Source organism: Kitasatospora sp. NPDC040550, from assembly GCF_055594965.1.
In genome coordinates this window covers 539,583-562,929 of sequence record NZ_JBVIWC010000002.1, presented here as the reverse complement: position 1 = coordinate 562,929, position 23,347 = coordinate 539,583, and the positions used below count along the sequence as shown (strand labels likewise).

Genomic DNA, 23,347 nt, shown 5'->3' with positions numbered 1-23,347 from the left:
ATCCTCCGACAACACCAACTCGACCTTTGGCCGACCCGTCCGCGCCACAGCCCCAGTCTATATTTATGAATGAAATTCCAGACTCAGGACACTAGGGAGATCGCCCCCGGGCCGCCGAACTTCCCTTCGGCGGCCCGGAGTCACGGCCGGCGCTGCCGGTCCGGTCAGACCAGGTCGACGCCCGGGTAGAGCGGGAACGGCGCCAGCAGGTCGGCGGCGCGCTTGGCGACGCCGTCGCGGAGGGTCTCGTCGAGGGCGTAGTTCGCCTTGGACGGGGCGCCGTTGGCCGTGGTGGTGGGGGTGGTGCCGCGCAGGACGGTGTCGATCAGGGCCGCGATCTCGTCCATCTCGGCGGCGCCCAGGCCGCGGGTGGTGAGCGCCGGGGTGCCGAGCCGCACGCCCGAGGTGTACCAGGCGCCGTTCGGGTCCTGCGGGACGGAGTTGCGGTTGGTGACGATGCCCGAATCCAGCAGCGCCGCCTCGGCCTGACGGCCCGTCAGGCCGTAGCCGGAGACGTCGGCGAGCACCAGGTGGTTGTCGGTGCCGCCGGTGACCAGCCTGCCGCCACGGCGCAGCAGGCCCTCGGCGAGCGCCTGGGCGTTGTCGACCACCGCGCGGGCGTAGGCCCGGAACTCGGGGCGGCGGGCCTCGGCGAGGGCGACGGCCTTGGCGGCCATCACGTGCGAGAGCGGGCCGCCGAGCACCAGCGGGCAGCCGCGGTCGACGTGTTCGGCCAGCTCGGCGGTGCTGAGCACCATGCCGCCGCGCGGGCCGCGCAGGGACTTGTGGGTGGTCGTGGTGACGATGTGGGCGTGCGGCACCGGGTCGTGGTCGCCGGTCAGCACCTTGCCCGCGACCAGGCCGGCGAAGTGCGCCATGTCGACCATGAGGGTCGCGCCGACCTCGTCCGCGATCTCCCGCATCTTGCGGAAGTCCACCAGCCGCGGGTAGGCGGAGTAGCCGGCCACCAGGATCAGCGGGCGGAACTCGCGGGCGGTCTCGCGCAGCGCGTCGTAGTCGATCAGGCCGGTGACCGGGTCGGTGCCGTAGCTGCGCTGCTCGAACATCTTGCCGGAGATGTTGGGCCGGAAGCCGTGGGTGAGGTGGCCGCCGGTGTCCAGCGACATGCCGAGCATCCGCTGGTTGCCGAGCTCCTGGCGCAGCTCGGCCCAGTCCTGCTCGGTGAGGTCGTTGACGTTGCGCACCTTGGCCCGCTCCAGGGCCGGGCTCTCGACCCGCTGGGAGAGCACCGCCCAGAAGGCGGTGAGGTTGGCGTCGATGCCCGAGTGCGGCTGGACGTAGGCGTGTTCGGCGCCGAACAGCTCGCGGGCGTGCTCGGCGGCGATCGCCTCGACGGTGTCGACGTTGCGGCAGCCGGCGTAGAAGCGGCGGCCGACGGTGCCCTCGGCGTACTTGTCACTGAGCCAGTTGCCCATGGCGAGCAGGACGGCCGGGGAGGCGTAGTTCTCGCTGGCGATCAGCTTGAGCGAGGCGCGCTGGTCCTCCAGCTCCCGGCCGATGGCGGCGGCGATCCGGGGCTCCACGCCGGCCACCACGTCCAGGGCGCTGCGGAAGGAGGTGTCGGCGGCGGGGCTCGCGGTGGTGTGCGGCTGCTGCGGCCGCGTCGGCGGCTGGGGCTGCGACTGGGCGGGGGTCCGGTCGGACTCGGGGTGCTGGGCCATGGCGGTCTCCTGGTGGGGATGCGGGGCGGCCCAGGCGCTCGGCAACGACGTGAGGATCCACGGGACCGCTTCCCGATGGTCGATTCCATCCCTACGCGCCAGTCGCGGTCCACCGGGATCGTACCAATACCCCGGAGACTGTGGCGGAGGTCTCAGAATGCGGAACGGGCAGTCCGCTTCGGCGTGGTATGTCCGTTCTCCCGCAACGGCCGTGTTGCGGGGAAATGAAGCCGCCACAATTCCCGAAACAGTCCGGAAGGAATTCCCGCGAAGTGCCTTCCGGTGATTTGCGGAAGGCCGGACGCATCCGATCTGATGTCGCTCGAACGGCCGCCGGGAAACCCCCGGGAGCCGGTTCGGAAATGCCCACCAGCGCACCCTCACCCATGGGGCGGCGGAGAATTCGGGGAGTACGCCTCTCATGGCAGCGGTCGACACAGTCGCAGTTACCGGCCCGGCCCCCGGGCCCGCCGCACCGAGCCTGCTGCGCCGGGTGCTGCGCGACCGGGTCGGCGCCGCCGCCTCCGTCGTCGTCCTGCTGTTCCTGCTGCTCGCCCTGGCCGCGCCGCTGGTCGCCGCCCTGTACGGGAAGAACCCGGTCGAGCACTACGGCCAGAACACTCCGGGCCTGCTCAGCGACGGCGGCCTGCCGATGCTGCCGAACGGCGGGATCTCCGGCGACTTCTGGTTCGGCCTGGAGCCCGGCCTCGGCCGGGACGTGCTGACCCAGCTGCTGTACGGCATCCGCACCTCGCTGCTGATCGCCTTCGCCGCGGCCGCCGTGACCACCACGCTCGGCGTGCTGGCCGGGGTCGCGGTCGGCTACCTCGGCGGGATCGCGGACCGGCTGTTCGGGTTCCTCGCCAATGTGCTGCTGGCCTTTCCGACCCTGCTCCTGCTGCTCGCACTCAGCCCGGTGATCCAGTCCCGGCTGGTCGATCCGGGCGCCGCGGAACCGGAGTGGATGCAGTTCCTGGTGCTGATCCTGGTCTTCTCCGCGTTCGGCTGGATTCCGCTCGCACTTTCCCTCCGGGCCACCGTCCGCTCGCTCCGGGAAAGGGATTTCGTGCAGTCCGCCCGGGCGCAGGGGACGAGCCGACTGCACATCGTCGTCCACGAACTGCTGCCGAACGTCCGCTCCCAGCTGATCGTGCACGCCACCATGGCCGTACCGACCTTCGTCGCCTCCGAGGCCGCGCTGTCCTTCCTCGGCGTCGGCGTCACGGAGCCCGTCCCCGACTGGGGGCGGATGATCTCGCGCGGTTCGGAGGTCTTCCAGGCCGACCCGACCTACCTGGTCTTCCCGGGCGTGGCCCTGCTGGTGTTCGTGCTCGCCTTCAACCTGCTCGGCGACGCCGTCCGGGACGCGTTGGACCCGCGCCGCGCCCGCTGAGCCCCTTCCGCTTCCCCACCCCTTCCGCTTCCGCTTCCGCTTTCCCCTTCCCCTGATCAACCATCCGAGCCCGCCCCGATCCGAACGTGTCGGGGCAAGGAGGGATTCGCCATGCGCTGGACCAAACCGTCGCTCGCCGTCATCGCCACCGCCCTGCTGGCGACCTCCTGCTCGGCCGGCGCGGGCAGCACCGGCTCCGCCGCCGGCGGGGCCCCGGCCAAGGAGACCTCGCCGCTGACCGCCGCGCTCGGCACCGAGCAGGACAGCGCGGGCCCCGCCCCGGCCGTCCCCGGTGCCCGCCCGGGCGGCACGGTCAACGTGTACAACAGCGTCGAGTTCCGCCACCTGGACCCGCAGAAGGTCTACGCAGGCGCCTCGTACAACGCCTCGCTGCTCTGGGGCCGCCAGCTGACGCAGTACCAGGTGGTCGACGGCAAGGCCAAGCTGGTCGGCGACCTGGCCACCGACACCGGCACCCCGACCGACGGCGGGCGCACCTGGACGTACCGGCTCAAGGAGGGCGTGGCCTGGGAGGACGGCAAGCCGATCACCGCCCAGGACGTCAAGTACGGCATCGAGCGCACCTTCGGCAAGGGCTACGAAGTCGGCCCGCCGTACTGGCCGCAGTGGCTCACCGGCGAGGCCAGTTACGAGGCGGCGCGCGCCAAGTACGCCGGACCGCAGGCCGGCGACCTGGACGCGATCCAGACCCCGGACGAGCGCACCCTGGTCTTCCACTTCCCGCAGCCGCAGGCCGACGTGCCGTACATGGCCGCGCAGTCCTCCTCCTCGCCGGTGCGCCGGGACAAGGACACCGGGACCGACTACGACCGGCTGCCGTTCGCCACCGGCCCGTACCGGATCGTCGAGCACGTCCAGAACACCCGCATGGTGCTGGAGCGCAACCCGGCCTGGAAGGCGGAGACCGACCCGATCCGCAACCAGTACCCGGACAAGTTCGTGTTCACGTACGGCAAGGAGGCGCTCAACGGCAACCAGGAGATCCTCTCCGGGCGGGACGGCGGCGCCAACGCCACCACCGCCTCCGACGAGCTCTCCCCCGAGCTGTACCAGAGCGCCGACGCCGACCCCAAGGCCAAGGACCTGGTCGTCTCCGGCCGCCGGGGCGCCTTCGTCACCCAGCTGGTGATCAACAACGAGCGGGTGCCGGACATCGAGGTGCGCAGGGCGCTCAACCTCGCCTACCCGCGCCAGCAGGCCCGGCAGGTCCAGGGCGGCTCACGGACCGGCGAGCTCGCCACCACGCTCAGCTCGCCCGCGCTGATCGACTGGCAGAAGTACGACCTCGCCCCGGCCAGGCCCGAGGGCGACCCGGAGGCCGCCAAGGCCGCGCTCGCCAAGGCCGCGCAGGCGCCGGCGAGCCTGACGTACGCGTACAAGAACACCCCGGACGGGCAGCGCGTCGCCCAGGTACTGGTGGACGGCTTCGGCAAGGCGGGCATCACCGTGGTGCCCAAGCCGATCGACCCCAAGGCCTTCCTGGACGAGGTGCACCGGGCGGACTCGCCGTACGACCTGTTCGAGGAGACCAGCTCCGTCGACTGGCCGACCCCGTCCACGCTGATCCCGTTCTCCTTCGACGGCCGGGCCGGCAGCGACATCAACTCCGCGCGCTACCGCAACCCGGCGGTCGACAAGGAGATCGACCGGATCAACCAGATCGGCGAGCCGCGCGCCAAGGCCAAGGAGCTGTACGCGCTGGAGCAGACCGTGATGAAGGACCTGCCGGTGCTGCCGCTCACCTACCCGACGGTCAACCAGCTGCGCGGCAGCAACGTCGGCGGGGCGTTCATCCACCCGATCTACGGGGCGGTCGGGCTGACCTGGCTGTACCTGAAGTCCTGACGGGCCGGGGTCCGTTCCCGCGCCGCCCCGCGGGAACGGACCTGCCCGCCCCGCCCCCGTCCCGTCGACCCCGGACCGGCCATGCTCTCCTTCGCCCTACGGCGGACCCTCCAGGCGCTCGGCGTCCTGCTCGCGGTCTCCGCCGCCGCCTTCGCCCTCTTCTACGCCGCGCCCGCCGACCCCGCCCGGGCCGCCTGCGGCCCGCGCTGCGACAGCGGACAGATCGCGGCGGTGCGCCAGAGCATGGGCCTGGACCAGCCGCTGCTCGCCCAGTACACCGACTACCTGGTCGGCGTGGTCGCCGGCCGGGACATCGACGACGTGGACGGCTCGGTCATCCACTGCGCGGCCCCCTGCCTCGGCTACTCCTACCGGCTGCACCAGCCCGTCACCGAGGCGCTGGCCGAGCACCTGCCGGTCACCCTCTCGCTGACCGCCGGGGCGCTCGCCGTCCTGCTGGTCCTCGGCCTCGGCACCGGGTTCGTCTCCGCGCTGCGGCACGGCCGCCGCACCGACCGGCTGCTGTCCGGCTTCACCCTGGTCGGCGCGAGCGTGCAGATCTACTTCCTCGGCTACCTCGCGCAGTGGGCGCTGGTGTACTCGACGGGCCTGCTGCCGCTGCCCTCCTACACCCCGCCGGGCGAGGACCCGGCGGCCTGGGCGGGCGGGATGCTGCTCCCCTGGCTCGTCCTCGGTTTCGTCAACTCGGCCGTGTTCGCCCGGCTCTCGCGCTCCCAGCTGCTGGAGACCATGAACGAGGAGTACGTCCGCACCGCCCGCGGCAAGGGGCTGGGGCGGCTGCGCGCCCACCTCAAGTACACCTCGCGCGGGGCCGCCGGGCCGCTGGTGCAGCTGCTCGGGCTGGAGGCCGGGGTGCTGCTCGGCGGGGCGGTGATCACCGAGACGGTGTTCGGGCTGAACGGGGTCGGGCGGTTCGCCGCCCAGGCGGTGTCCGGGCAGGACCTGCCGGCCGTGGTCGGCGCGGTGCTGCTGGCCGCCTGCTTCGTGGTGCTGTTCGTCGCGCTGGCGGACCTGGCGGTGGCCTGGCTCGACCCGCGCATCCGGCTGGGCTGAGAGGAGCCGCAACGATGAAGTCTCCCGAATCCCAAGGTGGTCATGCGGTGAACTCCGAACCGGTGCTCAGTGTGCGGGACTTGACGGTCGAATTCGCCGATCCGCGCGGCGGTGCCCCGGTGACCGCCGTCCGGGGCCTGTCCTTCGACCTCGCGGCGGGTGAAGTCCTCGGCCTGGTCGGCGAGTCGGGCTCCGGCAAGTCCACCGTCGGACTGGCCCTGCTCGGCCTGCACGACCCGCGGACCACCACCGTCACCGGCTCGATCCGGCTGGACGGAACGGAGTTGGTGGGCGCCGGGGAGTCCGTGCTGCGCGGCGTCCGGGGCGCCCGGGCCGCGCTGGTCTTCCAGGACGCGCTCACCTCGCTCAGCCCCTTCCACGGCGTCGGCGCCCAACTCGCCGAGATGTACCGGCTGCACCACCGCGAGGCCGGGCGGGCCGAGGCCCGCCGACGGGCCGCCGCGATGCTCGACCGGGTCGGCATCCCCGCCGCCCGGCTGCGCGACCACCCGCACCAGTTCTCCGGCGGGATGCGGCAGCGGGTGATGATCGCGATGGCCCTGATGAACGACCCGGAGCTGCTGGTCGCGGACGAGCCGACCACCGCGCTCGACGCCCGGGTCCAGCGCCAGGTCCTCGACCTGCTGGGCGAGTTGCAGCGCGAGCACGGCACGGCGGTGCTACTGGTCAGCCACGACCTCGGCGTGGTCGCCGGGACGACGGACCGCACCCTGGTGCTGCGCGACGGCGCCGAGGTCGAGTCCGCGCCGACCGGCGAGCTGCTGGCCGCCCCGCGCCGCCCGTACACCCGCGCCCTGGTCGGTGCGGCGCTGCGGCTGGACTCGGTACCGGGCAGCGCGCTCCCGACGGTCGACGATCCGTCACCCACCCGGGTGTTCGCGCCCAGGCCGACGGCGGCCGGGCGGCCTGGGTACCCCGACCGCCCCGGGCGGTGGCTGGTGGAGGTGGAGGAGCTCTCCGTGCACTTCCCCGGGCGGCGCCGGCTGCCCTCGCTCCGGGCCGAACCGGTCCGGGCGGTCGAGGGGGTGAGCCTGCGGATCGCGCCGGGCGAGACGCTCGGACTGGTCGGCGAGTCCGGCTCCGGCAAGTCCACCACCTCCCGGGTGCTGGCCGGGCTGCAACGCCCCACCGGCGGACGGATCCGCTACGACGGCCAGGACGTCACCCGACCGGACCGGGAGCTGCGCCGCCGGCTCAGCCGGGAGATCCAGCTGGTCTTCCAGGACCCGTACGCCTCGCTCAACCCGCGCCGCACCGTCGCCCAGACCCTCGACACCCCGCTGCGGCTGCACACCCCGCTGGACGCGGCGCAGCGGCGCGAGCGCGCGGCCGAACTGCTGGAACAGGTCGGGCTGCCCGCCGGGCACCTGGACCGCTACCCGCACGAGTTCTCCGGCGGGCAGCGGCAGCGGATCGGCATCGCCCGGGCCCTGGCGCCCGAACCGCGGCTGATCATCGCGGACGAGCCGGTCTCGGCGCTCGACGTGTCGGTGCAGGCGCAGGTGCTCAATCTGCTGATGGAGCTGCGCGAACGGCTCGGCGTCGCCTTCCTGTTCGTCTCGCACGACCTCGCGGTGGTGCGGCACTTCTGCGACCGGGTCGCGGTGATGCACCGGGGGCGGCTGGTGGAGTCGACCGACCGGGAGCGGCTGTTCGAGGCGCCGCACACCGAGTACACCCGGGAGCTGCTGGCGGCGGCGCACTGAGCGGGGCGGGGCGGCTGGCTCGGCGGCTCGGCGGAGGGGTGGCCGGGCGGAGGGGTGGCTGGGCGGCTGGGCGGAGGGGTGGCACGACCGGGGCGCAGCGGAGATGATCGACGGGGTCGACCAGGGGGAGGACCGCTGATCATGTCCGGCATCGATCACGAGGCCGCGGACGGGCAGACCGCTGAACCGGGGGCCGTCGACCGGGAGCTCGTCGAGGCGGCCCTGGAGGTGGCCCGGCGGTACGCCCGGGGCGACCACCACACCGTCGCGGCGGCCGGGCGCAACGCCGACGGCCGGATCATCACCGCGCTGAACGTCTACCACTTCACCGGCGGCCCGTGCGCGGAGCTGGTGCTGATCGGGGCGGCAGCCGGCCAGGGGGCGTACGACCTCACCACTGTGGTGGCGGTCGGCGACCGCGAACGGGGGGTGATCCCGCCCTGCGGGCGCTGCCGCCAGGTGCTGCTGGACTACTTCCCGCGGCTGCGGATCGTCGTCGGACGGGGCTCCGGGCTGCGCACCGTGCCGGTACCGGACCTGCTGCCGGAGTCGTACGTCTGGGCGGACCACCAGGAGGGCTGAGCAGCCGCTCGGGCACCGTCGTTCGGCTTTCGTTCTGCTGCGCGAGCGCGGCTCCAGGCGTTAGCGTGCTGGCGACGTGACGTCGCTCAACGCGCCGCGGACGTGGAGCCGCAGCGCCGGCCACCGAAGGGGGCACATTGTCGGACGACCTGCTCATCGCGAAGATCAATCACGGTTTCGACCACCTCGACGCCGACGGGGACGGTCTGCTCACCGAGCGGGACCACGTGCTGATGGGCCACTCGGTGGCCCGCTCGCTCGGCCACCAGGAGGGCTCGGAGGCGGAGGCCGTGATCGTCCGCGCCTACCTGACGGTCTGGCACGACCTGCACCTCGCCGGAAAGCCCGCCGGTACGGAGGCCATCACCCGCGAGCAGTTCGTCGCCTCGACCGGCGCGCTCGCCGACGACCCGGAGGCCGCCCGGGAGATCCTCGGCGCCCTGGCCGAGGCCTTCCTCGCCGTCGCCGACGCCGACCGCAGCGGCACCGTGGACGCCGGTGAGTTCTTCGTGTTCCAGCGCGGCCACTTCGCCGGGCTCTGCCGCGACGACGCGGACGAGGCCTTCCGCCACCTCGACCTCGACGGGGACGGAAGGCTGTCGGCCGCCGAGTTCACCAGCGCGATCGTCGAGTACTGGACCAGCCGCGACCCGGAGGCCCCGGGCAACTGGTGGACGGGGAAGCCGCCCGCCGGGCTCTGACCGCGCGGGCGCGGATGCGGACGTAAGCGCGGGCGCGGGTGAATCGTCCCGGTCGGCTGACCGGGACGATCCACCCGCCCACGGCGCCGACCAGCGCCGACCGGCGCCGATCAGCGCCGACCGGCCTTCGACGGACGCCGACTGACGCTCACCACCAGACAGACCCCGGCCACCACGATCGCCCCGCCCACCAGGGTCGGCCCGGTCAGCGGCTCGGCCAGGATCAACCAACCCAGCAGCACCGCGACCACCGGGTTCACGTACGCGTAGGTGGCCACCAGGGTCAGCGGGGCCGAACGCAGCAACCACGAGTACGCGGTGAAGGCGAGCAGCGAGCCGAACAGCACCAGGTAGGCGAGGGCCAGCCAGGACCGGCCGGAGACGGCCCCCGGGTCGAACCCGTGCTGCTCACCGCGGGCCAGCCCGACCAGCAGGTCGCAGAGGCCGCCGACCAGCATCTGGTACGCGCTCGCCGCGAGCACGTTGCCCGGCATCGGGATCTTCTTGCTCGCGAAGGAGCCGGCCGCCCAGCACAGCGTGGCGCCGATGATCAGGACCACGCCCAGCGGCTCGATCGACCCACCGATCGCGGGCGCGGACAGCACGCCGAGGCCCACCAGGCCGAGCAGCACCCCGGCCAACTCGGCACGCTTCGGGCGCTCCCCGCCGCCGAAGGCCGTCAGCACGACCATCCAGAGCGGCACCGCGGCCACCAACAGGGCGGCCAGCCCGGAGGGGACGGAGGTCTCGCCGAGCACCACCAGGCCGTTGCCGCCGGTCAGCAGCAGCAGGCCGACCAGGGCCGAGGAGGCCAGCTGGCGACCGCTCACCCGCAGGCCGGCCGGGCCCTGGCGGATCAGCAGGAAGCCGACCAGCAGCAGACCGGCGGTGAGGAAGCGGGCGGCGGCGGAGAAGAAGGAGGGCATCGTCTCGACCACGATCCGGATCCCGAGGTAGGTCGAGCCCCAGACCACGTAGACCACGGCGAGGGCCGCCCAGACCGCGCCGGAGAGCCGGGCGGGGGCTGGGGCGGGCTCGGGGGCGAGGGCGGGGGCGGCGGCTGCTGGCCCGGGCGGGGTGCTGCCGGGGGTCGCTGCCGGTGACGGGGAAGCGGGCGGTGTCATGTGTGTCCCCCTAGGACGGTGCTGGCTGAACATCCGATATGACAGCGCATCGGCGGCCCGGAGCGCCAGTGGGTTCCACGGACCGGTCGACGGCACGTACCGTGGACGCTCCCCACAGCCAGGAGGTCGGAGCCGTGTCCGCGCCCGAGGAGGCCCCATCCGTGGAAGCGGCGCTGCCGTTCTTCGTGTACGGCACCCTGCGCAGCGGCGGCCGCAACCACGCCGTCCACCTGGCCGGACGCTGCGCCGCGATCCGCCCGGCAGTGTTGGAGGGCGCCGCCCTGCACGAGGGGCCGGGGTTCCCGTACGCGGTGCCGGACCCGACGCCCGGGCGCCGGGTCGTCGGCGAACTGGTCACCGTACGCCCCGGCGCGTACCCCGGAGCGCTCGCGGCACTGGACCTGCTGGAGGAGTGCCGGGCGGACGGCACGGGGCTGTACGTGCGGCGCCGGCTGGTGGTCCGGACGGCGACGGGCGCACCGTGCGAGGCGTGGGTGTACCTCGCCGGGCCGGCGGCCGAGGCACGGCTGCGGGCCCGGCCCGCGCTGATCGCCTCGGGGGACTGGGCCGACCGGTGCGGGCCCACGACTGACAGGTGACAGATAACAGACGACAGCGTTCAACTTTCAGATTTCAACATCTGAAAGTTGAACGCTGAAAGTTGAAACCTGTCAGCCCACCGGCCGCCCACCGCCCGGAAGCCGTCACCTCCCCGGATCCCGCCCGCAGACCGCCCGCAGACCGCCCGCAGACCGCCAGGTAGGCTGCCCCGGCCAGCAGGAACGAACCACGAGGAGCCACCCGGTGCCCGAGCTGCCCCCTCCGATCACCGTCGTCGGGATCGGGGCCGACGGCTGGCCCGGCCTCGCCGCCGGATCCCGGGCCGCGCTGCGGTCCGCCGAGGTGGTCATCGGCGGCCCCCGGCAACTGGAGCTGCTCCCCCGCGACACCGTCCCCGCCGAGCGCCTCGCCTGGCCGTCCCCGCTGCGCCCGGCCGTCCCGGGGCTGCTCGCCGAGCACGCCGGGCGCCGCATCGTCGTTCTGGCCAGCGGCGATCCGATGTTCTTCGGCATCGGCCGCACCCTCGCCGAGACCGTCGGCGCCGAGCGGCTGCGCGTCCTGCCGCACCCCTCCTCGGTCTCGTACGCCTGCGCCCGGCTCGGCTGGCCGCTGGACGCGACCGAGGTGGTCAGCCTGGTCGGCCGGCCGCCGGCCACGCTGGCCCTCGCCCTCCACCCCGGCCGACGGCTGCTGGTGCTCAGCGCCGACGCCGGCACCCCCGCCACCGTCGCCGCCCTGCTCACCGAGCACGGCTTCGGCACCGCCCGGCTTCGCGTGCTGGAGCAACTCGGCGACGACACCCGCGAGCGGGAGCTCGACGGCCGCGCCGACAACTGGCCGCACCCGCCCGGCGACCCGCTGAACCTGATCGCCGTCGAACTCGGCGACGGCCCGCGCAGCTCACTCGTCCCCGGCCTGCCCGACGAGGCGTACGAGAGCGACGGCCAGCTCACCAAGCGGCACGTCCGGGCCGCCACCCTGGCCACCCTCGCCCCCTCCCCCGGCGAACTGCTCTGGGACGTCGGCGGCGGCTCCGGCTCGATCGCCGTCGAGTGGCTGCGCGCCCACCGGGACTGCCGGGCCGTCAGCATCGAGCGCGACCCCGTCCGGGCCGAACGGATCGCCCGCAACGCCGCCGCGCTGGGCGTGCCCCGACTCCGGGTGGTGACCGGCCGCGCCCCCGAGGCGCTCGCCGAACTCCCCTCCCCCGACGCCGTGTTCATCGGTGGCGGCCTCACCGCCCCCGGCCTGCTGGACAGTTGCTGGGCCGCGCTGCGCCCCGGCGGGCGACTGGTCGCCAACACCGTGACGCTGGAGTCCGAGGCGCTGCTCACCGAGTGGTACCGGCGCCACGGCGGGGAGCTGGTCAAACTGGCCGTCGCCCACGCCGTCCCGGTCGGCGGTTTCACCGGGTGGCGGCAGGCCATGCCGGTCACCCAGTGGTCCGCCCTCAAGCCCAACACCCCCCAGGAGGACGCCTCGTGACCGTCTACTTCATCGGAGCCGGCCCGGGCGCCGCGGACCTGATCACCCTGCGCGGCCAGCGCCTCCTGGCCCGCGCCGAGGTCTGCCTCTACGCCGGCAGCCTCGTCCCGCGCGAGCTGCTGGACGAGTGCCCGCCCGGCGCCCGGCTGGTCGACACCGCCCAGCTCAACCTGGACCAGATCGTCGCCGAGCTGGTCGCCGCGCACGAGGCCGGCCGGGACGTGGCCCGGCTGCACTCCGGCGACCCCTCCGTCTTCTCCGCCGTCGCCGAGCAGATGCGCCGGCTGGACGCGGCCGGGGTGCCGTACGAGGTGGTCCCCGGCGTTCCCGCCTTCGCCGCCGCCGCGGCGGCGTTGAAGCGGGAGTTGACGGTGCCGACCGTCGGCCAGACCGTCATCCTCACCCGGATCGCCAAGCGCGCCACCCCGATGCCGGAGGGCGAGGACCTCGCCACCCTCGGCCGCAGCGGCGCCCTGCTGGTGCTGCACCTGGCCGCCGGCTACGTGGACGACGTGGTCGAGCAGTTGCTCCCGCACTACGGCGCCGACTGCCCGGCCGCCGTGGTCGCGATGGCCAGCCGCCCCGACGAGCTGGTGCTGCGCGGCACACTGGCCGACATCGCCGGGCAGGTCAAGGCGGCGGGCGTGGTGCGCACCGCCGTCATCCTGGTCGGCCGCACCCTCGCCGCCGAGCAGTTCCGCGACAGCCACCTCTACTCGGCGGACCGCGAGCGGCCGCACGAGCCCTGCGGCGCGTGAGCCGGCCGGACCAGGCGTCCACTCCCCTCCACCGACCGACCCACGTACTGGTCCTCGGCGGGACCACGGAGGGGCGGGCGCTGGCCGCCGCACTCGACGGCCGACCGGGCCTGCGGGTCACCAGTTCGCTGGCCGGGCGGGTCGCCCAACCCCGGCTGCCCGTCGGCGAGGTGCGGATCGGCGGCTTCGGCGGCCCGGACGGGCTGGCCGACTGGCTGCGGGCCGAGGCGGTGGACGCCGTGGTCGATGCCACCCACCCGTTCGCCGCCGGGATGTCGCACAACGCCGCCCTCGCGGCCGCCGCCACCGGCGTGCCGCTGCTGGTGCTGCGCCGCCCCGGCTTCGCACCCGTCGCCGGGGACCGCTGGCACCCCGTCCCCTCCCTCACGGCCGCCGCCGAACTGCTGCCCGGCCTCGGCCGCCGGGTCTTCCTCAGCTCCGGCCGCCAGGGCATCGCCGCCTTCGCCCACCTGGACGAGCTGCACTTCCTGGCCCGCTCGGTGGACCCGCCGGAGCCGCCGCTGCCGCCCTCGCTCGAAGTCCTGCTGGACCGCGGCCCGTTCACCCTCGACGGCGAGCGGGCGCTACTGCGCGAACACCGGATCGACGTGGTCGTCACCAAGGACAGCGGCGGCGCCGCGACCGCACCCAAGCTGACCGCAGCCCGTGAACTCGGGCTGCCCGTGGTCGTGGTGGAACGCCCGCCGGTGCCGGCGGGCCTGCCGGTGGCACCGGACGTGGCGGGCGCGGTGCGCTGGCTGGAGCGGTCGGCCTGACGCGTCCACCCAGTGGAATGGTCGGCGGTGCCACCGACCGCCCGGCACGATGGCGCGATGACCGATGATCAGCGCACCACCACCCTGCGGACCACCGACGAGCGGGCCACCCTGGCGAGCTTCCTCGACCACCAGCGCGACACCCTGGCGATGAAGTGCGCCGGGCTGACCCCCGAGCAACTCCGCACCCGGGCACTGGAACCCTCCGGGCTCTCCCTCCTCGGCCTGGTCCGCCACCTCGCCGAGGTGGAGCGCAGCTGGTTCCGCAACGTCCTCGCCGACGAGGCCAGTCCGGGCTTCTGGAAGAACCCCGACGGCAGCTTCGCCGAGTGGGACGCCGGGACCGCCGACCCGGAGGAGGCTTTCGCGATCTGGCGCCGCGAGTGCGCGCACGCACGGGAACTCGTCGCCGCCGCAGAGTCGTTGGACGTTCTGGGCCACTACGGCGAGGAGGTGTTCTCGCTGCGCTGGATCCTCACCCACATGATCGAGGAGTACGCCCGCCACAACGGCCACGCCGACCTCCTGCGCGAGCACCTCGACGGCAGCACAGGCGAGTAGCCCCGACGGCGGGCGAGCAGTCCCGGGGCGAGCAGCCGCGCAGGGGCGCGGGGGCCGCCGGACGCTGGTGCGCTGCCACTCGGGCTACAACCGCTCGGGCCTGGTGGTCGCCCAGGCGATGGTCGCCCTCGGGCACGATCCGGCCGGGGCGGTCCGGCTGATCCGGGAGCGGCGTTCGCCCTGGGCGCTGAACAACCCGGTGTTCGTGGAGTACCTGCACACCGGGTTGGACGTGGCGATCCTGCTGACCGGCCTCAGTAGCTGAGGCCGGTCAGGTGAATGACGGACCGTCAGATGTCGCGGAAGGTCTCGATCTGGGCGCCGATGGAGTTGAGGCGCTCGGCGAGGTCCTCGTAACCGCGGTTGATGACGTAGACGTTGCGCAGCACCGAGGTGCCCTGCGCGGCGAGCATCGCGAGCAGGATGACCACGGCCGGGCGCAGCGCGGGCGGGCACATCATCTCGGCGGCGCGCCAGCGGGTCGGGCCCTGGACCAGGACGCGGTGCGGGTCGAGCAGCTTGACGTCCGCGCCGAGCCGGGTCAGCTCGGTGAGGTAGATCGCGCGGTTGTCGTAGACCCAGTCGTGGATCATCGTGGTGCCGTGCGCGGCTGCGGCGATGGCGGCGAAGAACGGCACGTTGTCGATGTTGATGCCGGGGAACGGCATCGGGTGGATGGTGTCGATCGGCGCGGTCAGCTTGGACGGGCGCACGGTCAGGTCGACCAGTCGGGTGTGGCCGTTGTGGGCCCGGTACTCCGGGGTCCGGTCGTAGTCGAGGCCCATGCCCTCCAGCACCGCGAGCTCGATCTCCAGGAACTCGATCGGCACCCGGCGGATCGTCAGCTCGGAGGAGGTGACGACGGCGGCGGCGAGCAGGCTCATCGCCTCCACCGGGTCCTCGGCCGGGGTGTAGTCGACGTCGCAGCTGATCTCGGGGACGCCGTGGACGGTGAGGGTGGTGGTGCCGATGCCCTCGATCTTCACGCCCAGCTTCTCCAGGAAGAAGCAGAGGTCCTGGACCATGTAGTTCGGCGAGGCGTTGCGGATGACGCTCACGCCGTCGTGCCGCGCGGCGGCCAGCAGGGCGTTCTCGGTGACGGTGTCCCCGCGCTCGGTCAGCACGATCGGGCGGTCCATCGGGGTGCCCGGCTCGACCGAGGCGTGGTAGGCGCCACCGGTGGTGGCGACCTCCAGGCCGAAGCGCCGCAGCGCCGTCAGGTGCGGCTGGACGGTACGGGTGCCGAGGTCGCAGCCGCCCGCGTACGGGATGGCGAAGCGCTGGGCACGGTGCATCAGCGGGCCGAGGAACATCAGCACGCTGCGGGTCCGGCGGGCGGCCTCGACGTCCATCGCGGCGAGGTCGAGCTCGGCCGGCGGGGTGAGTTCGAGGTCGCGGCCGTCGTTCAGCCAGCGGCTCTTGACGCCGATGCTGGTGAGCACTTCGAGGATGCGGTAGACCTCCTCGATCCGGGCGACGCTGCGGATCGTGGTGCGGCCGGTGGTCAGCAGCGAGGCGCAGAGGATCGCGACGCAGGCGTTCTTGCTGCTGCGGACCTCGATCGCGCCGGAGAGGCGGGTGCCGCCGGTGACCCGCAGGTGCATCGGGCCGGAGTAGCCGAGGGAGACGATCTCGCTGTTGAGGGCATCGCCGATGCGCGCGATCATCTCAAGGCTGACGTTCTGCTTGCCCTGTTCGATGCGGTTGACCGCGCTCTGGCTGGTGCCGAGTGCCTCGCCGAGCTGCGCCTGGGACCAGCCGCGATGCTGGCGCGCGGTACGAATGAGGGTGCCGATACGGGTGAGGTAGTCGCCTGTCACTCGGCAGACCATATCTCATGGTTGAGATGGCACCAGAATCAAGAGCGGGCGCGGCGCCACTTTTGTCCGTTTCTCACCCCGTATGACGTCGAGATCTTCACATCACCACACGATAGTTCTGAGCTTCCGCTGTACGGGTGGGGCAGCCAACTGGGCGCTGTTCAGGGGCCGGGCGCCGTACCGAACCCGCTTCGCTCAGGGGCCGAGCGGCTCCGCCCGGCCGACGATGGCGCCGGCGCGGTCGATGCAGATGACGTCCACCGCGACCGGTGAACCGCGCAGTACCCCGAGCGCCGTCGCCCGGGCCGCCTCGGCGACCAGATCCCCCAGCGGCACCCCGGCCGCCCGGCACAACTGCACCGCCTCCAGGCCGGTGTTGGCCGCCGCCACCGCCGCGGCCAGTTCCTCGCCCGCCCCGCCCTGCCGGGCCAGCGCGGCCAGGTAGCCCTTGTCCACCTGGGAACGCGCCGAGTGCAGGTCGAGGTGTCCGTGGGCGAGCTTGGACAGCTTGGCGAAGCCGCCCGCGATGGTCAGCCGCGGCACCGGGTGGCGCTTGAGGTACTTGAGGACGGCCCCGGCGAAGTCACCCATGTCCAGCAGGGCGTCCTCGGGCAGTCCGTGCACCGCGACCGCGACCTTCTCCGAGGTCGAGCCGGTGCAGCCCGCCACGTGGGTGCGCCCGGCCGCCCGGGCCACGTCCACACCGCGACGGATCGAGTCGATCCAGGCCGAGCAGGAGTAGGGGACGACGATCCCGGTGGTGCCGAGGATGGACAGCCCGCCGAGGATGCCGAGCCGGGGGTTCCAGGTCGAGCGGGCGATCTCCTCGCCGTGGTCGACGGAGACCTCCACCACCACGTCCCCGCCACCGCCGTGCGCCGCCGCCACCTCGGCCACCGCGTCGCGAATCATCTGCCGGGGCACCGGGTTGATCGCGGGCTCACCGACCGCCAGCGGCAGACCGGCCTTGGTGACGGTGCCGACCCCGGGACCGGCCCGGAACACCACGCCGGCGCCGGGCTCGCCGAGCCGCACGGTCGCGCGGATCAGGGCGCCGTGGGTCACGTCGGGGTCGTCGCCGGCGTCCTTGACCACTCCGGCCGTGGCGGCGACCGGCCGCTGGGCGACGGGCGGGCCGTCGACGGTGGTCGAGCCGTCGGAGGTGGGCGGGCCGTCGGAGGCGGTCGGGCCGTCGGAGGTGGGCCGCTCGGCGGGGAGGACCAGCTCCTCGACCGCGAGGGCGAAGGCGGGCTGCTGGCCCTTGGGGAGGGTGATGGTCACCGGGTCCGGGAACTCGCCGGTGAGCAGCGCCGTGTACGCGGCCTTGGTGGCGGCGGTGGCGCAGGCGCCCGTCGTCCAGCCGTGCCGCAGGCCGCTGCTCTTGAGCTGGCCGGCCCGGCCTCCCGCCTCGGCTCCCGCTGCGGCCACCTGCGCCTCGCTTCCGCATTCCGATCACGCCCGCCCCGGCCAACCCGGTCACGCCCGCCGATTCTCCCCCATCCGCACCACCGCGCGGAGCCCGGGGGCGGGGCGCGCGACCGAGGACGGTGCCCGGCCCACGGCCGGAGCGGGGAGCCCCCGCCGTTCTCGAACTGTTCTTCGCACGGGTCTCGCTCCGTGCGACTACCAGCGAGTAATCTGTCGCTCCGTTATTTAGCGGGTTCATGACGTGGTCCGGCGACCGGGGCACCCGGCCGGGCCGCCAGTATGTGGGGGTTTCTGTGGCAGGCATGAGACGTCGTACGTTCCTGACCGGCACCTCGGTGGCCGCCGCCTGGTCGGCCCTGTCCCTGGGCGGCGCCCAGCTCGCCTCGGCCGCGGGCCGGGACCGGGCGCTGGCGACCACGGCCGCGCGGGCCGTCAGCGTCACCGGGACCACCCTGGAGCAGGTGGCCACGCCGACCGGGGCCGGCCCCTACAAGCGGCTGGCGGCCGGACCGGGTTGGCCGCTGGTGGTGCGCGGGGAGCTCGCGGCCGCCGACAGCGGGCGGGACGACCGCCGCACCGGACTGGCCAGCTTCGTCCAGTTCAGCGACCTGCACCTGGTGGACACCGAGTCCCCGGTGCGCTTCGAGTTCCTGGCCAAGTTCAACGACAGCGCCTACCGGCCGCAGGAGGCCCTGAACGCCCGCGGCGTCTCGGCCCTGGTCGAGCGCGTCAACTCGCTGGCCGGCGGCCCCTACACCGGAATGCCGTTCAGCCTGGTGATGGCCACCGGTGACAACACCGACAACCACGAGCTGGCCGAGCTGGACTGGTACCTCACCGTCATGGGCGGTGGGCGGATGGCCCAGAACACCGGCGACCCGACCCGCTACGAGGGCGTGCAGAACTCCGGCAACTCGGCCTTCTGGAACCCCGAACTCGCCTACGCCGACGTCTACAAGGCGAAGGGCTTCCCACAGGTGCCCGGCTTCCTGTCCGCGGCCGGCCGGCCCTTCGACGCGCCGGGTCTCAAGACCCCCTGGTACACCACCGTCGGCAACCACGACGACAGCATCGAGGGCTCGCTGCCCGACTTCGGGCTGCTGAACGACCTCTACACGGGCGGGCTCAAGCTGGAGGGCTGCGACGACGCGACCGCCGCCCAACTGATGGACTCGCTGCGACGCGACCCGGCGGGCGCCGTCCTGCTGCTCGGCAAGCTGCTCGCGAACGGCGAGGCGGTGCGCCGGATCACCCCGGACGAGCGCCGCCACCCGTTCACCCTCAAGCAGTTCGCCAAGGCCCACCTCGACCCGGCCGTCACCGGGGCCGGCCCGTACGGGCACGGCTTCACCTCGGACATGGTGAGCAGCGGCAAGCTCTACTACACCTTCCGGATCTCGGAGAAGGTCCTCGGCATCAGCCTGGACACCACCAACCAGGCCGGTTTCGCCGACGGTTCGCTCGGCACCGCTCAACTGCGCTGGCTGGAGCAGCAGTTGAAGAACCACAGCGGGCACTGGTACGACGCCAACGGGAACCGGGTGAACGGTGGCAGCACCGACGACGTGATCCTGGTGTTCAGCCACCACACCAGCGGCTCGATGGGCAACCTGCTGCCCGACCCGCGCAACATCTTCGAGAAGCGGCACGACGGCAACGAGTTGGTCGCCCTGCTGCAGCGCTACCCGAACGTGGTCGCCTGGGTGAATGGGCACACCCACATGAACAAGATCACCGCGCACGGCCACGCGGTGCCGGAGCGGGCGTTCTGGGAGATCAACACCGCTTCGCACATCGACTACCCGCAGCACGGGCGGATCATCGAGATCGCGGACAACGGCGACGGCACCCTGTCGCTGTTCACCACGCTGATCGAGTCCTCCGCGCCGTACACGACGGACTTCGGCAGCACCTCGGACACCAACCTGGCCGCGCTGTACCGCGAGCTCTCGTACAACGACCCCAACGGCCGGGTCTCCGCACTGCTGGGTGCCGGGGAGGATCACAACACCGAGCTGCTGATCACCAAGCCGACCCGGTAACGGCGGCGGCGGGCACGGGCCGACGGCTGACGACTGACAGCAAACAGAAACAGAAAACAGAAAACAGCTGACAGATTTCATTATCTGTCAGCTGTTTTCTGTCACCCGTTACACGTCCTCCGGATACCGCCGGGGCGTCCAGACGACCTCGACCCCGCCGCCCCGCTCGACCGCCCGGGTCTGCGAGGAGCCGATCAGCAGGATGGTCCGCATGTCGACCAGCGCCGGGTCCAGCTCGCCCAGCCGGACGATCCGGATCCGCTCGGTCGGCCCGCCGACGTCGCGGGCCATCACCACCGGGGTCTCCGGGGCCCGGTACTCGAGCAGCAGGTCCCTGGTCAGGCCGACCTGGGTGGTGCGGGACTTCGAGCCCGGGTTGTACAGCGCCAGCACCAGGTCCGCCTCGGCGGCGGCGCGCAGCCGCTTGGCCACCACGTCCCAGGGCTTGAGCCGGTCCGAGAGCGACACCACCGCGTAGTCGTGGCCGAGCGGGGCGCCCGCCCGGGAGGCGGCCGCGTGGGCGGCGGTCATCCCGGGGACGATCCGCACCGGTACGTCCCGGTAGTCCGCCTCGCAGGCGACCTCCAGCACGGCGGTGGCCATCGCGAACACCCCCGGGTCGCCCGAGGACACCACGCAGACCCGGTGCCCGCGCCGGGCGAGCTCCAGGGCGAACTCGGCGCGCTCCGACTCCACCTTGTTGTCCGAACCGTGCCGCCGCTGCCCCGGCCGCTCGGGCACCCGGTCCAGGTAGGTGGTGTAGCCGACCAGGTCGGTGGCCTCGGCCAGCGCACCGCGCGCCTCGGCGGTGAGCCAGAGCGGTCCGGCCGGCCCGGTGCCGACCACGGTCACGCTGCCGACGCCGTCCGCGAGCCGGACGACCGGCTCCAGCGGTGCGACCTTGCTCGGCAGCACCGCCACCGAGAAGTAGGGGACGCTCTCCCCCTCGACCTCGGCGAGCGGGGCGATCCGCTCCCCGTCCATGAAGGCCCGCTCCACGTACTGGGCGTCCTCCAGCCGTCCGGCCCGCTCCAGCGCCCGCCGGACGGTCGGGAAGGTGCGGCCCAGCTTCATGATCACCGCGGAGTCGGCGGCGGCGATCCGCGCCGTGAGCTCCTCCTCGGGCAGCGTGCCGGGGATGACGGTGAGGGTCTCCTCGGCCTCGGTCAGCGGCTGCCCGAGCCGGGCGGCGGCCGCGCTGACCGAGGTCACGCCGGGCACCACCTCGGTCGGGTAGCGGTGCGCGAGGCGCTTGTGCATGTGCTGGTAGGAGCCGTAGAACAGCGGGTCGCCCTCGGCGAGGACGACGACGTCGCGCCCGGCGTCCAGGTGGGCGGCCAGCCGGGCGGCGGCCTCCTCGTAGAACTCGTCCAGCGCGCCCCGGTAGCCGCCGGGGTGGTCGGTGGTCTCCACGGTGAGCGGATAGACCAGCTTCTCCTCGATCTGACTGCTCGTCAGGTAGCGCTCGGCGATCGAGCGCGCGATGGAGCGGCCGTGCCGGGCGCTGTGGTAGGCCACCACGTCGGCCTTGCCGATGAGTTCGGCCGCGCGGACGGTCACCAGCGAGGGGTCGCCCGGGCCGAGCCCGACGCCGTACAGGCGGCCGGTGCCCTCGGGCCGGGTGGTGGCGATCTGACGATCCGTCACTCTTCTTCGCTCGCAATCGCGTTGATGGCGGCGGCGGCGATCGCGCTGCCGCCGCGCCGGCCGCGCACCACCAAGTGCTCCAGGCCGGACGGGTGTTCGGCCAGTGCCTGCTTGGACTCGGCGGCGCCGATGAAGCCGACCGGCACGCCGATCACCGCGGCCGGGCGCGGTGCGCCCGCCTCGATCATCTCCAGCAGCCGGAACAGCGAGGTCGGCGCGTTGCCGACGGCCACCACCGCGCCCTCCAGCCGGGGCAGCCACAGCTCCATGGCCGCCGCGCTGCGGGTGTTGCCCATGGCGCGGGCCAGCTCGGGCACCGACGGGTCGGTGAGGGTGCAGATCACCTCGTTGTCGGCGGGCAGCCGCTTGCGGGTCACCCCGCTCGCCACCATGTTGACGTCGCACAGGATCGGCGCACCGGCGTGCAACGCCGCGCGCGCCGAGGCGACCACGCCGGGCGAGTACACCAGGTCCTCGACCAGGTCGGTCATCCCGCAGGCGTGGATCATCCGCACCGCGACCTGGGAGACGTCCGCCGGGAGGGCGGCCAGATCGGCCTCCGCACGGATGGTGGCAAAGGACTGGCGGTAGATGGACGCGCCGTCCTTCTCGTACTCGATCACTTCGTGGTCCTCCTGGCCTCGGCGACCGCCTCGGCCATCTCCTCGTTCGTCACGTCCACCGGAACGCCCGCGGGGGTGCCCGCGGTCGTGGCCGGCCCGTTCACCGTCACCCGGTAGCCGTGCCCCGTGGCGAGCACGTCCACCCACTGCCCGGCCGGATGGCCGCAGCGCCGCTCGCAGCCCGACCAGTGGACGGGCAGCGCGCCGCCCCCGGCCACCAACGCGCCGGCCACCAACGCCCCGCGTTCCAACGCGCCGGCCACCAACGCCCCGCGTTCCAACGCCCGGGCCGCGTCGGCCCGTACGTCGGCCAGCGACTTGGCGCAGCCCGGCAGCCCGGTGCAGGCGGTGGCCCGCTCCCAGGCCGAGCCGGGCTCGGTCCGCAATCCCGCGGCCGCCAGCGCGGGCAGCCGGTCGGCGGGTGCGCCGGGCAGCACCGCGCCCCGCCAGGGGGTCAGCCGCAGCTCGCCGGTCGAGGCGGCGACCAGCGCGCGCCACTGGCCGGCGTCGGCCCGTCCGAAGCGCATGCCGACCGAGAGCCCGCCGGGCAGCACGCCGACCGTGGCGGCGGGCCCGGCGAACGCGGGCAGCGGCACCGTGCCGGTCGGCAGCAGCTCGGGCACCTCACGCAGGTGCCAGGCCGTGCGGCCGCCGCCGCGCAGCGCGTCCAGGAAAGCGCGGGCCGCGTCCAGCACGGCCGTCACCTCCCGCCCGGCCTCGACCGGCTGCCCGTGGGCGGCCCGTCCGAGCCGCAGCAGCGCCGGGCCGTCCGGGGCTGCGATCAATGTCACATCGGCGTCGAGCGCGGCGACGTCGCCCCGCCCGTCGTCCAGCGCGAACAGGAACTTGCCGGACAGTCCGGCCGCCCAGTCGCTCGCGCACAGCCGCGCGTCCAGTCCCCGCACCCAGGCCTGCACGTCGGCGTTCCCGGCCGCGTCCAGCCCGGCCAGCGGCGAGGCGACGATGTTGCGCACCCGCTCGTGGGTGTCCGAGGGCAGCAGTCCGACGGCGCGCAGCCGGTCGGCGAGTTCGGCCCCGCAGTCCGCGGCCAGGCCGCGGAGTTGGACGTTGCCGCGCGAAGTGGTCTCCAACTCCCCGTCGCCGAGGGCCTCTGCGGCCTCGGCCAGGGCCAGCGCCTGACGGTCCGTCAGCAGTCCGCCGGGCAGTCGGACCCGGGCGAGGCCGCCGTCGTCGGCGGTGTGCAGGCGGAGCGCCCCGGGGCAGGCGTCGGCGCGCCCCCGGTCGGGCACGGCGGCGCCCGGCGCGGTGGCGTCGGGTGTCGGTGGCATGGCGGCGAGCATACAGATGATCCGATCGCTTGCCTCCGTCCGCTGCATCACACCGGCGGCTCACCGGGCGGCACGGCCGGAGCACGCCGAACCGGCCGCCCGGCGCCGGTGAGCGCCGTGCGCCCGCCCGTGCGCCGGGCGGCGGCCCGCCCGTGCCCCGGGCCCGGCGAAGCCGCCCCTCCCCCAGGTCAGCCGCACCCCGTACGAT

The 23,347-nt window shown here is 73.5% G+C and carries 19 protein-coding genes, 1 pseudogene and 1 riboswitch; of the genes and pseudogenes, 13 read left to right on the top strand and 7 right to left on the bottom strand.

Annotated elements, in window-relative coordinates; genetic code table 11:
* Positions 1 to 164: 164 nt before the first annotated feature.
* Entirely contained in the window at positions 165 to 1,682 is a 1,518-nt protein-coding gene (locus ACZ58X_RS05225; RefSeq protein WP_470332318.1) for a glycine hydroxymethyltransferase, read from the bottom strand.
* Between the two features lie 21 nt (positions 1,683 to 1,703).
* Positions 1,704 to 1,798: riboswitch (ZMP/ZTP riboswitch) on the bottom strand.
* Between the two features lie 305 nt (positions 1,799 to 2,103).
* Here ACZ58X_RS05225 and ACZ58X_RS05220 point away from each other — a divergent pair.
* From ACZ58X_RS05220 to ACZ58X_RS05195, 6 genes are all read left to right on the top strand, one after another.
* Positions 2,104 to 3,075, top strand: coding sequence for an ABC transporter permease (locus ACZ58X_RS05220; protein WP_470332317.1), 972 nt, complete (start codon positions 2,104 to 2,106; stop codon positions 3,073 to 3,075).
* Between the two features lie 111 nt (positions 3,076 to 3,186).
* The gene (locus ACZ58X_RS05215; protein ID WP_470332316.1) at positions 3,187 to 4,941 is read left to right on the top strand and encodes an ABC transporter substrate-binding protein; all 1,755 of its coding nucleotides are present in this window, start codon (positions 3,187 to 3,189) and stop codon (positions 4,939 to 4,941) included.
* An 81-nt stretch (positions 4,942 to 5,022) separates the two neighbouring features.
* Entirely contained in the window at positions 5,023 to 6,015 is a 993-nt protein-coding gene (locus ACZ58X_RS05210) for an ABC transporter permease (protein ID WP_470332315.1), read from the top strand.
* A gap of 47 nt (positions 6,016 to 6,062) precedes the next feature.
* Positions 6,063 to 7,742 (top strand): dipeptide ABC transporter ATP-binding protein, encoded by a 1,680-nt coding sequence (locus ACZ58X_RS05205; RefSeq protein ID WP_470332314.1) that lies wholly within the window; start codon positions 6,063 to 6,065, stop codon positions 7,740 to 7,742.
* A gap of 141 nt (positions 7,743 to 7,883) precedes the next feature.
* The gene (locus ACZ58X_RS05200) at positions 7,884 to 8,324 is read left to right on the top strand and encodes a cytidine deaminase family protein (protein ID WP_470332313.1); all 441 of its coding nucleotides are present in this window, start codon (positions 7,884 to 7,886) and stop codon (positions 8,322 to 8,324) included.
* Positions 8,325 to 8,461: 137 nt separating this feature from the next.
* Positions 8,462 to 9,025 (top strand): EF-hand domain-containing protein, encoded by a 564-nt coding sequence (locus ACZ58X_RS05195; RefSeq protein ID WP_470332312.1) that lies wholly within the window; start codon positions 8,462 to 8,464, stop codon positions 9,023 to 9,025.
* Between the two features lie 110 nt (positions 9,026 to 9,135).
* Here the strand turns inward: ACZ58X_RS05195 and ACZ58X_RS05190 are convergent, their stop codons facing one another.
* Positions 9,136 to 10,149, bottom strand: coding sequence for an EamA family transporter (locus tag ACZ58X_RS05190; RefSeq protein ID WP_470332311.1), 1,014 nt, complete (start codon positions 10,147 to 10,149; stop codon positions 9,136 to 9,138).
* Positions 10,150 to 10,310: 161 nt separating this feature from the next.
* Here ACZ58X_RS05190 and ACZ58X_RS05185 point away from each other — a divergent pair, with 161 nt between their 5' ends.
* From ACZ58X_RS05185 to ACZ58X_RS05160, 6 genes and pseudogenes are all read left to right on the top strand, one after another.
* Complete coding sequence (locus ACZ58X_RS05185) at positions 10,311 to 10,748, top strand: gamma-glutamylcyclotransferase family protein (RefSeq protein ID WP_470332310.1); 438 nt, start codon at positions 10,311 to 10,313, stop codon at positions 10,746 to 10,748.
* 205 nt (positions 10,749 to 10,953) lie between these two features.
* Positions 10,954 to 12,195, top strand: a complete 1,242-nt coding sequence (gene cbiE, locus ACZ58X_RS05180; protein WP_470332309.1) for a precorrin-6y C5,15-methyltransferase (decarboxylating) subunit CbiE — start codon at positions 10,954 to 10,956, stop codon at positions 12,193 to 12,195.
* A complete protein-coding gene (gene cobM, locus ACZ58X_RS05175) occupies positions 12,192 to 12,953 on the top strand; it encodes a precorrin-4 C(11)-methyltransferase (protein WP_360238836.1) in 762 nt (253 codons plus the stop codon). The genes cbiE and cobM overlap by 4 nt, the downstream gene beginning before the upstream one ends.
* On the top strand, positions 12,950 to 13,729 hold the full coding sequence (locus ACZ58X_RS05170) for a cobalt-precorrin-6A reductase (protein ID WP_470332308.1): 780 nt from the start codon (positions 12,950 to 12,952) through the stop codon (positions 13,727 to 13,729). The genes cobM and ACZ58X_RS05170 overlap by 4 nt, the downstream gene beginning before the upstream one ends.
* 57 nt (positions 13,730 to 13,786) lie before the next feature.
* Complete coding sequence (locus tag ACZ58X_RS05165; RefSeq protein ID WP_470332307.1) at positions 13,787 to 14,290, top strand: DinB family protein; 504 nt, start codon at positions 13,787 to 13,789, stop codon at positions 14,288 to 14,290.
* 52 nt (positions 14,291 to 14,342) lie between these two features.
* Positions 14,343 to 14,555 (top strand): annotated as a pseudogene (locus tag ACZ58X_RS05160) (protein phosphatase); the annotation flags it as partial.
* Between the two features lie 25 nt (positions 14,556 to 14,580).
* On the opposite strand, the gene ACZ58X_RS05155 reads toward ACZ58X_RS05160, so the two are convergent.
* Positions 14,581 to 16,110, bottom strand: coding sequence for a UDP-N-acetylglucosamine 1-carboxyvinyltransferase (locus tag ACZ58X_RS05155; protein WP_470332306.1), 1,530 nt, complete (start codon positions 16,108 to 16,110; stop codon positions 14,581 to 14,583).
* A 195-nt stretch (positions 16,111 to 16,305) separates the two neighbouring features.
* The gene (locus ACZ58X_RS05150; RefSeq protein ID WP_470332305.1) at positions 16,306 to 17,538 is read right to left on the bottom strand and encodes a cobalt-precorrin-5B (C(1))-methyltransferase; all 1,233 of its coding nucleotides are present in this window, start codon (positions 17,536 to 17,538) and stop codon (positions 16,306 to 16,308) included.
* Between the two features lie 302 nt (positions 17,539 to 17,840).
* On the opposite strand from ACZ58X_RS05150, the gene ACZ58X_RS05145 reads away from it, so the two are divergent.
* Positions 17,841 to 19,580 (top strand): TIGR03767 family metallophosphoesterase, encoded by a 1,740-nt coding sequence (locus ACZ58X_RS05145; protein ID WP_470332304.1) that lies wholly within the window; start codon positions 17,841 to 17,843, stop codon positions 19,578 to 19,580.
* A gap of 108 nt (positions 19,581 to 19,688) precedes the next feature.
* Here the strand turns inward: ACZ58X_RS05145 and ACZ58X_RS05140 are convergent, their stop codons facing one another.
* From ACZ58X_RS05140 to ACZ58X_RS05130, 3 genes are read right to left on the bottom strand one after another with little or no spacing between them, the layout of a single operon-like run.
* Positions 19,689 to 21,227 carry a precorrin-2 C(20)-methyltransferase gene (locus ACZ58X_RS05140; RefSeq protein WP_470332303.1) on the bottom strand — a complete coding sequence of 513 codons (1,539 nt, stop codon included), beginning with the start codon at positions 21,225 to 21,227 and terminating at the stop codon, positions 19,689 to 19,691.
* Complete coding sequence (locus ACZ58X_RS05135) at positions 21,224 to 21,850, bottom strand: precorrin-8X methylmutase (protein WP_030281194.1); 627 nt, start codon at positions 21,848 to 21,850, stop codon at positions 21,224 to 21,226. The genes ACZ58X_RS05140 and ACZ58X_RS05135 overlap by 4 nt, the downstream gene beginning before the upstream one ends.
* Entirely contained in the window at positions 21,847 to 23,151 is a 1,305-nt protein-coding gene (locus ACZ58X_RS05130; RefSeq protein WP_470332302.1) for a hypothetical protein, read from the bottom strand. The genes ACZ58X_RS05135 and ACZ58X_RS05130 overlap by 4 nt, the downstream gene beginning before the upstream one ends.
* Positions 23,152 to 23,347: the final 196 nt, after the last annotated feature.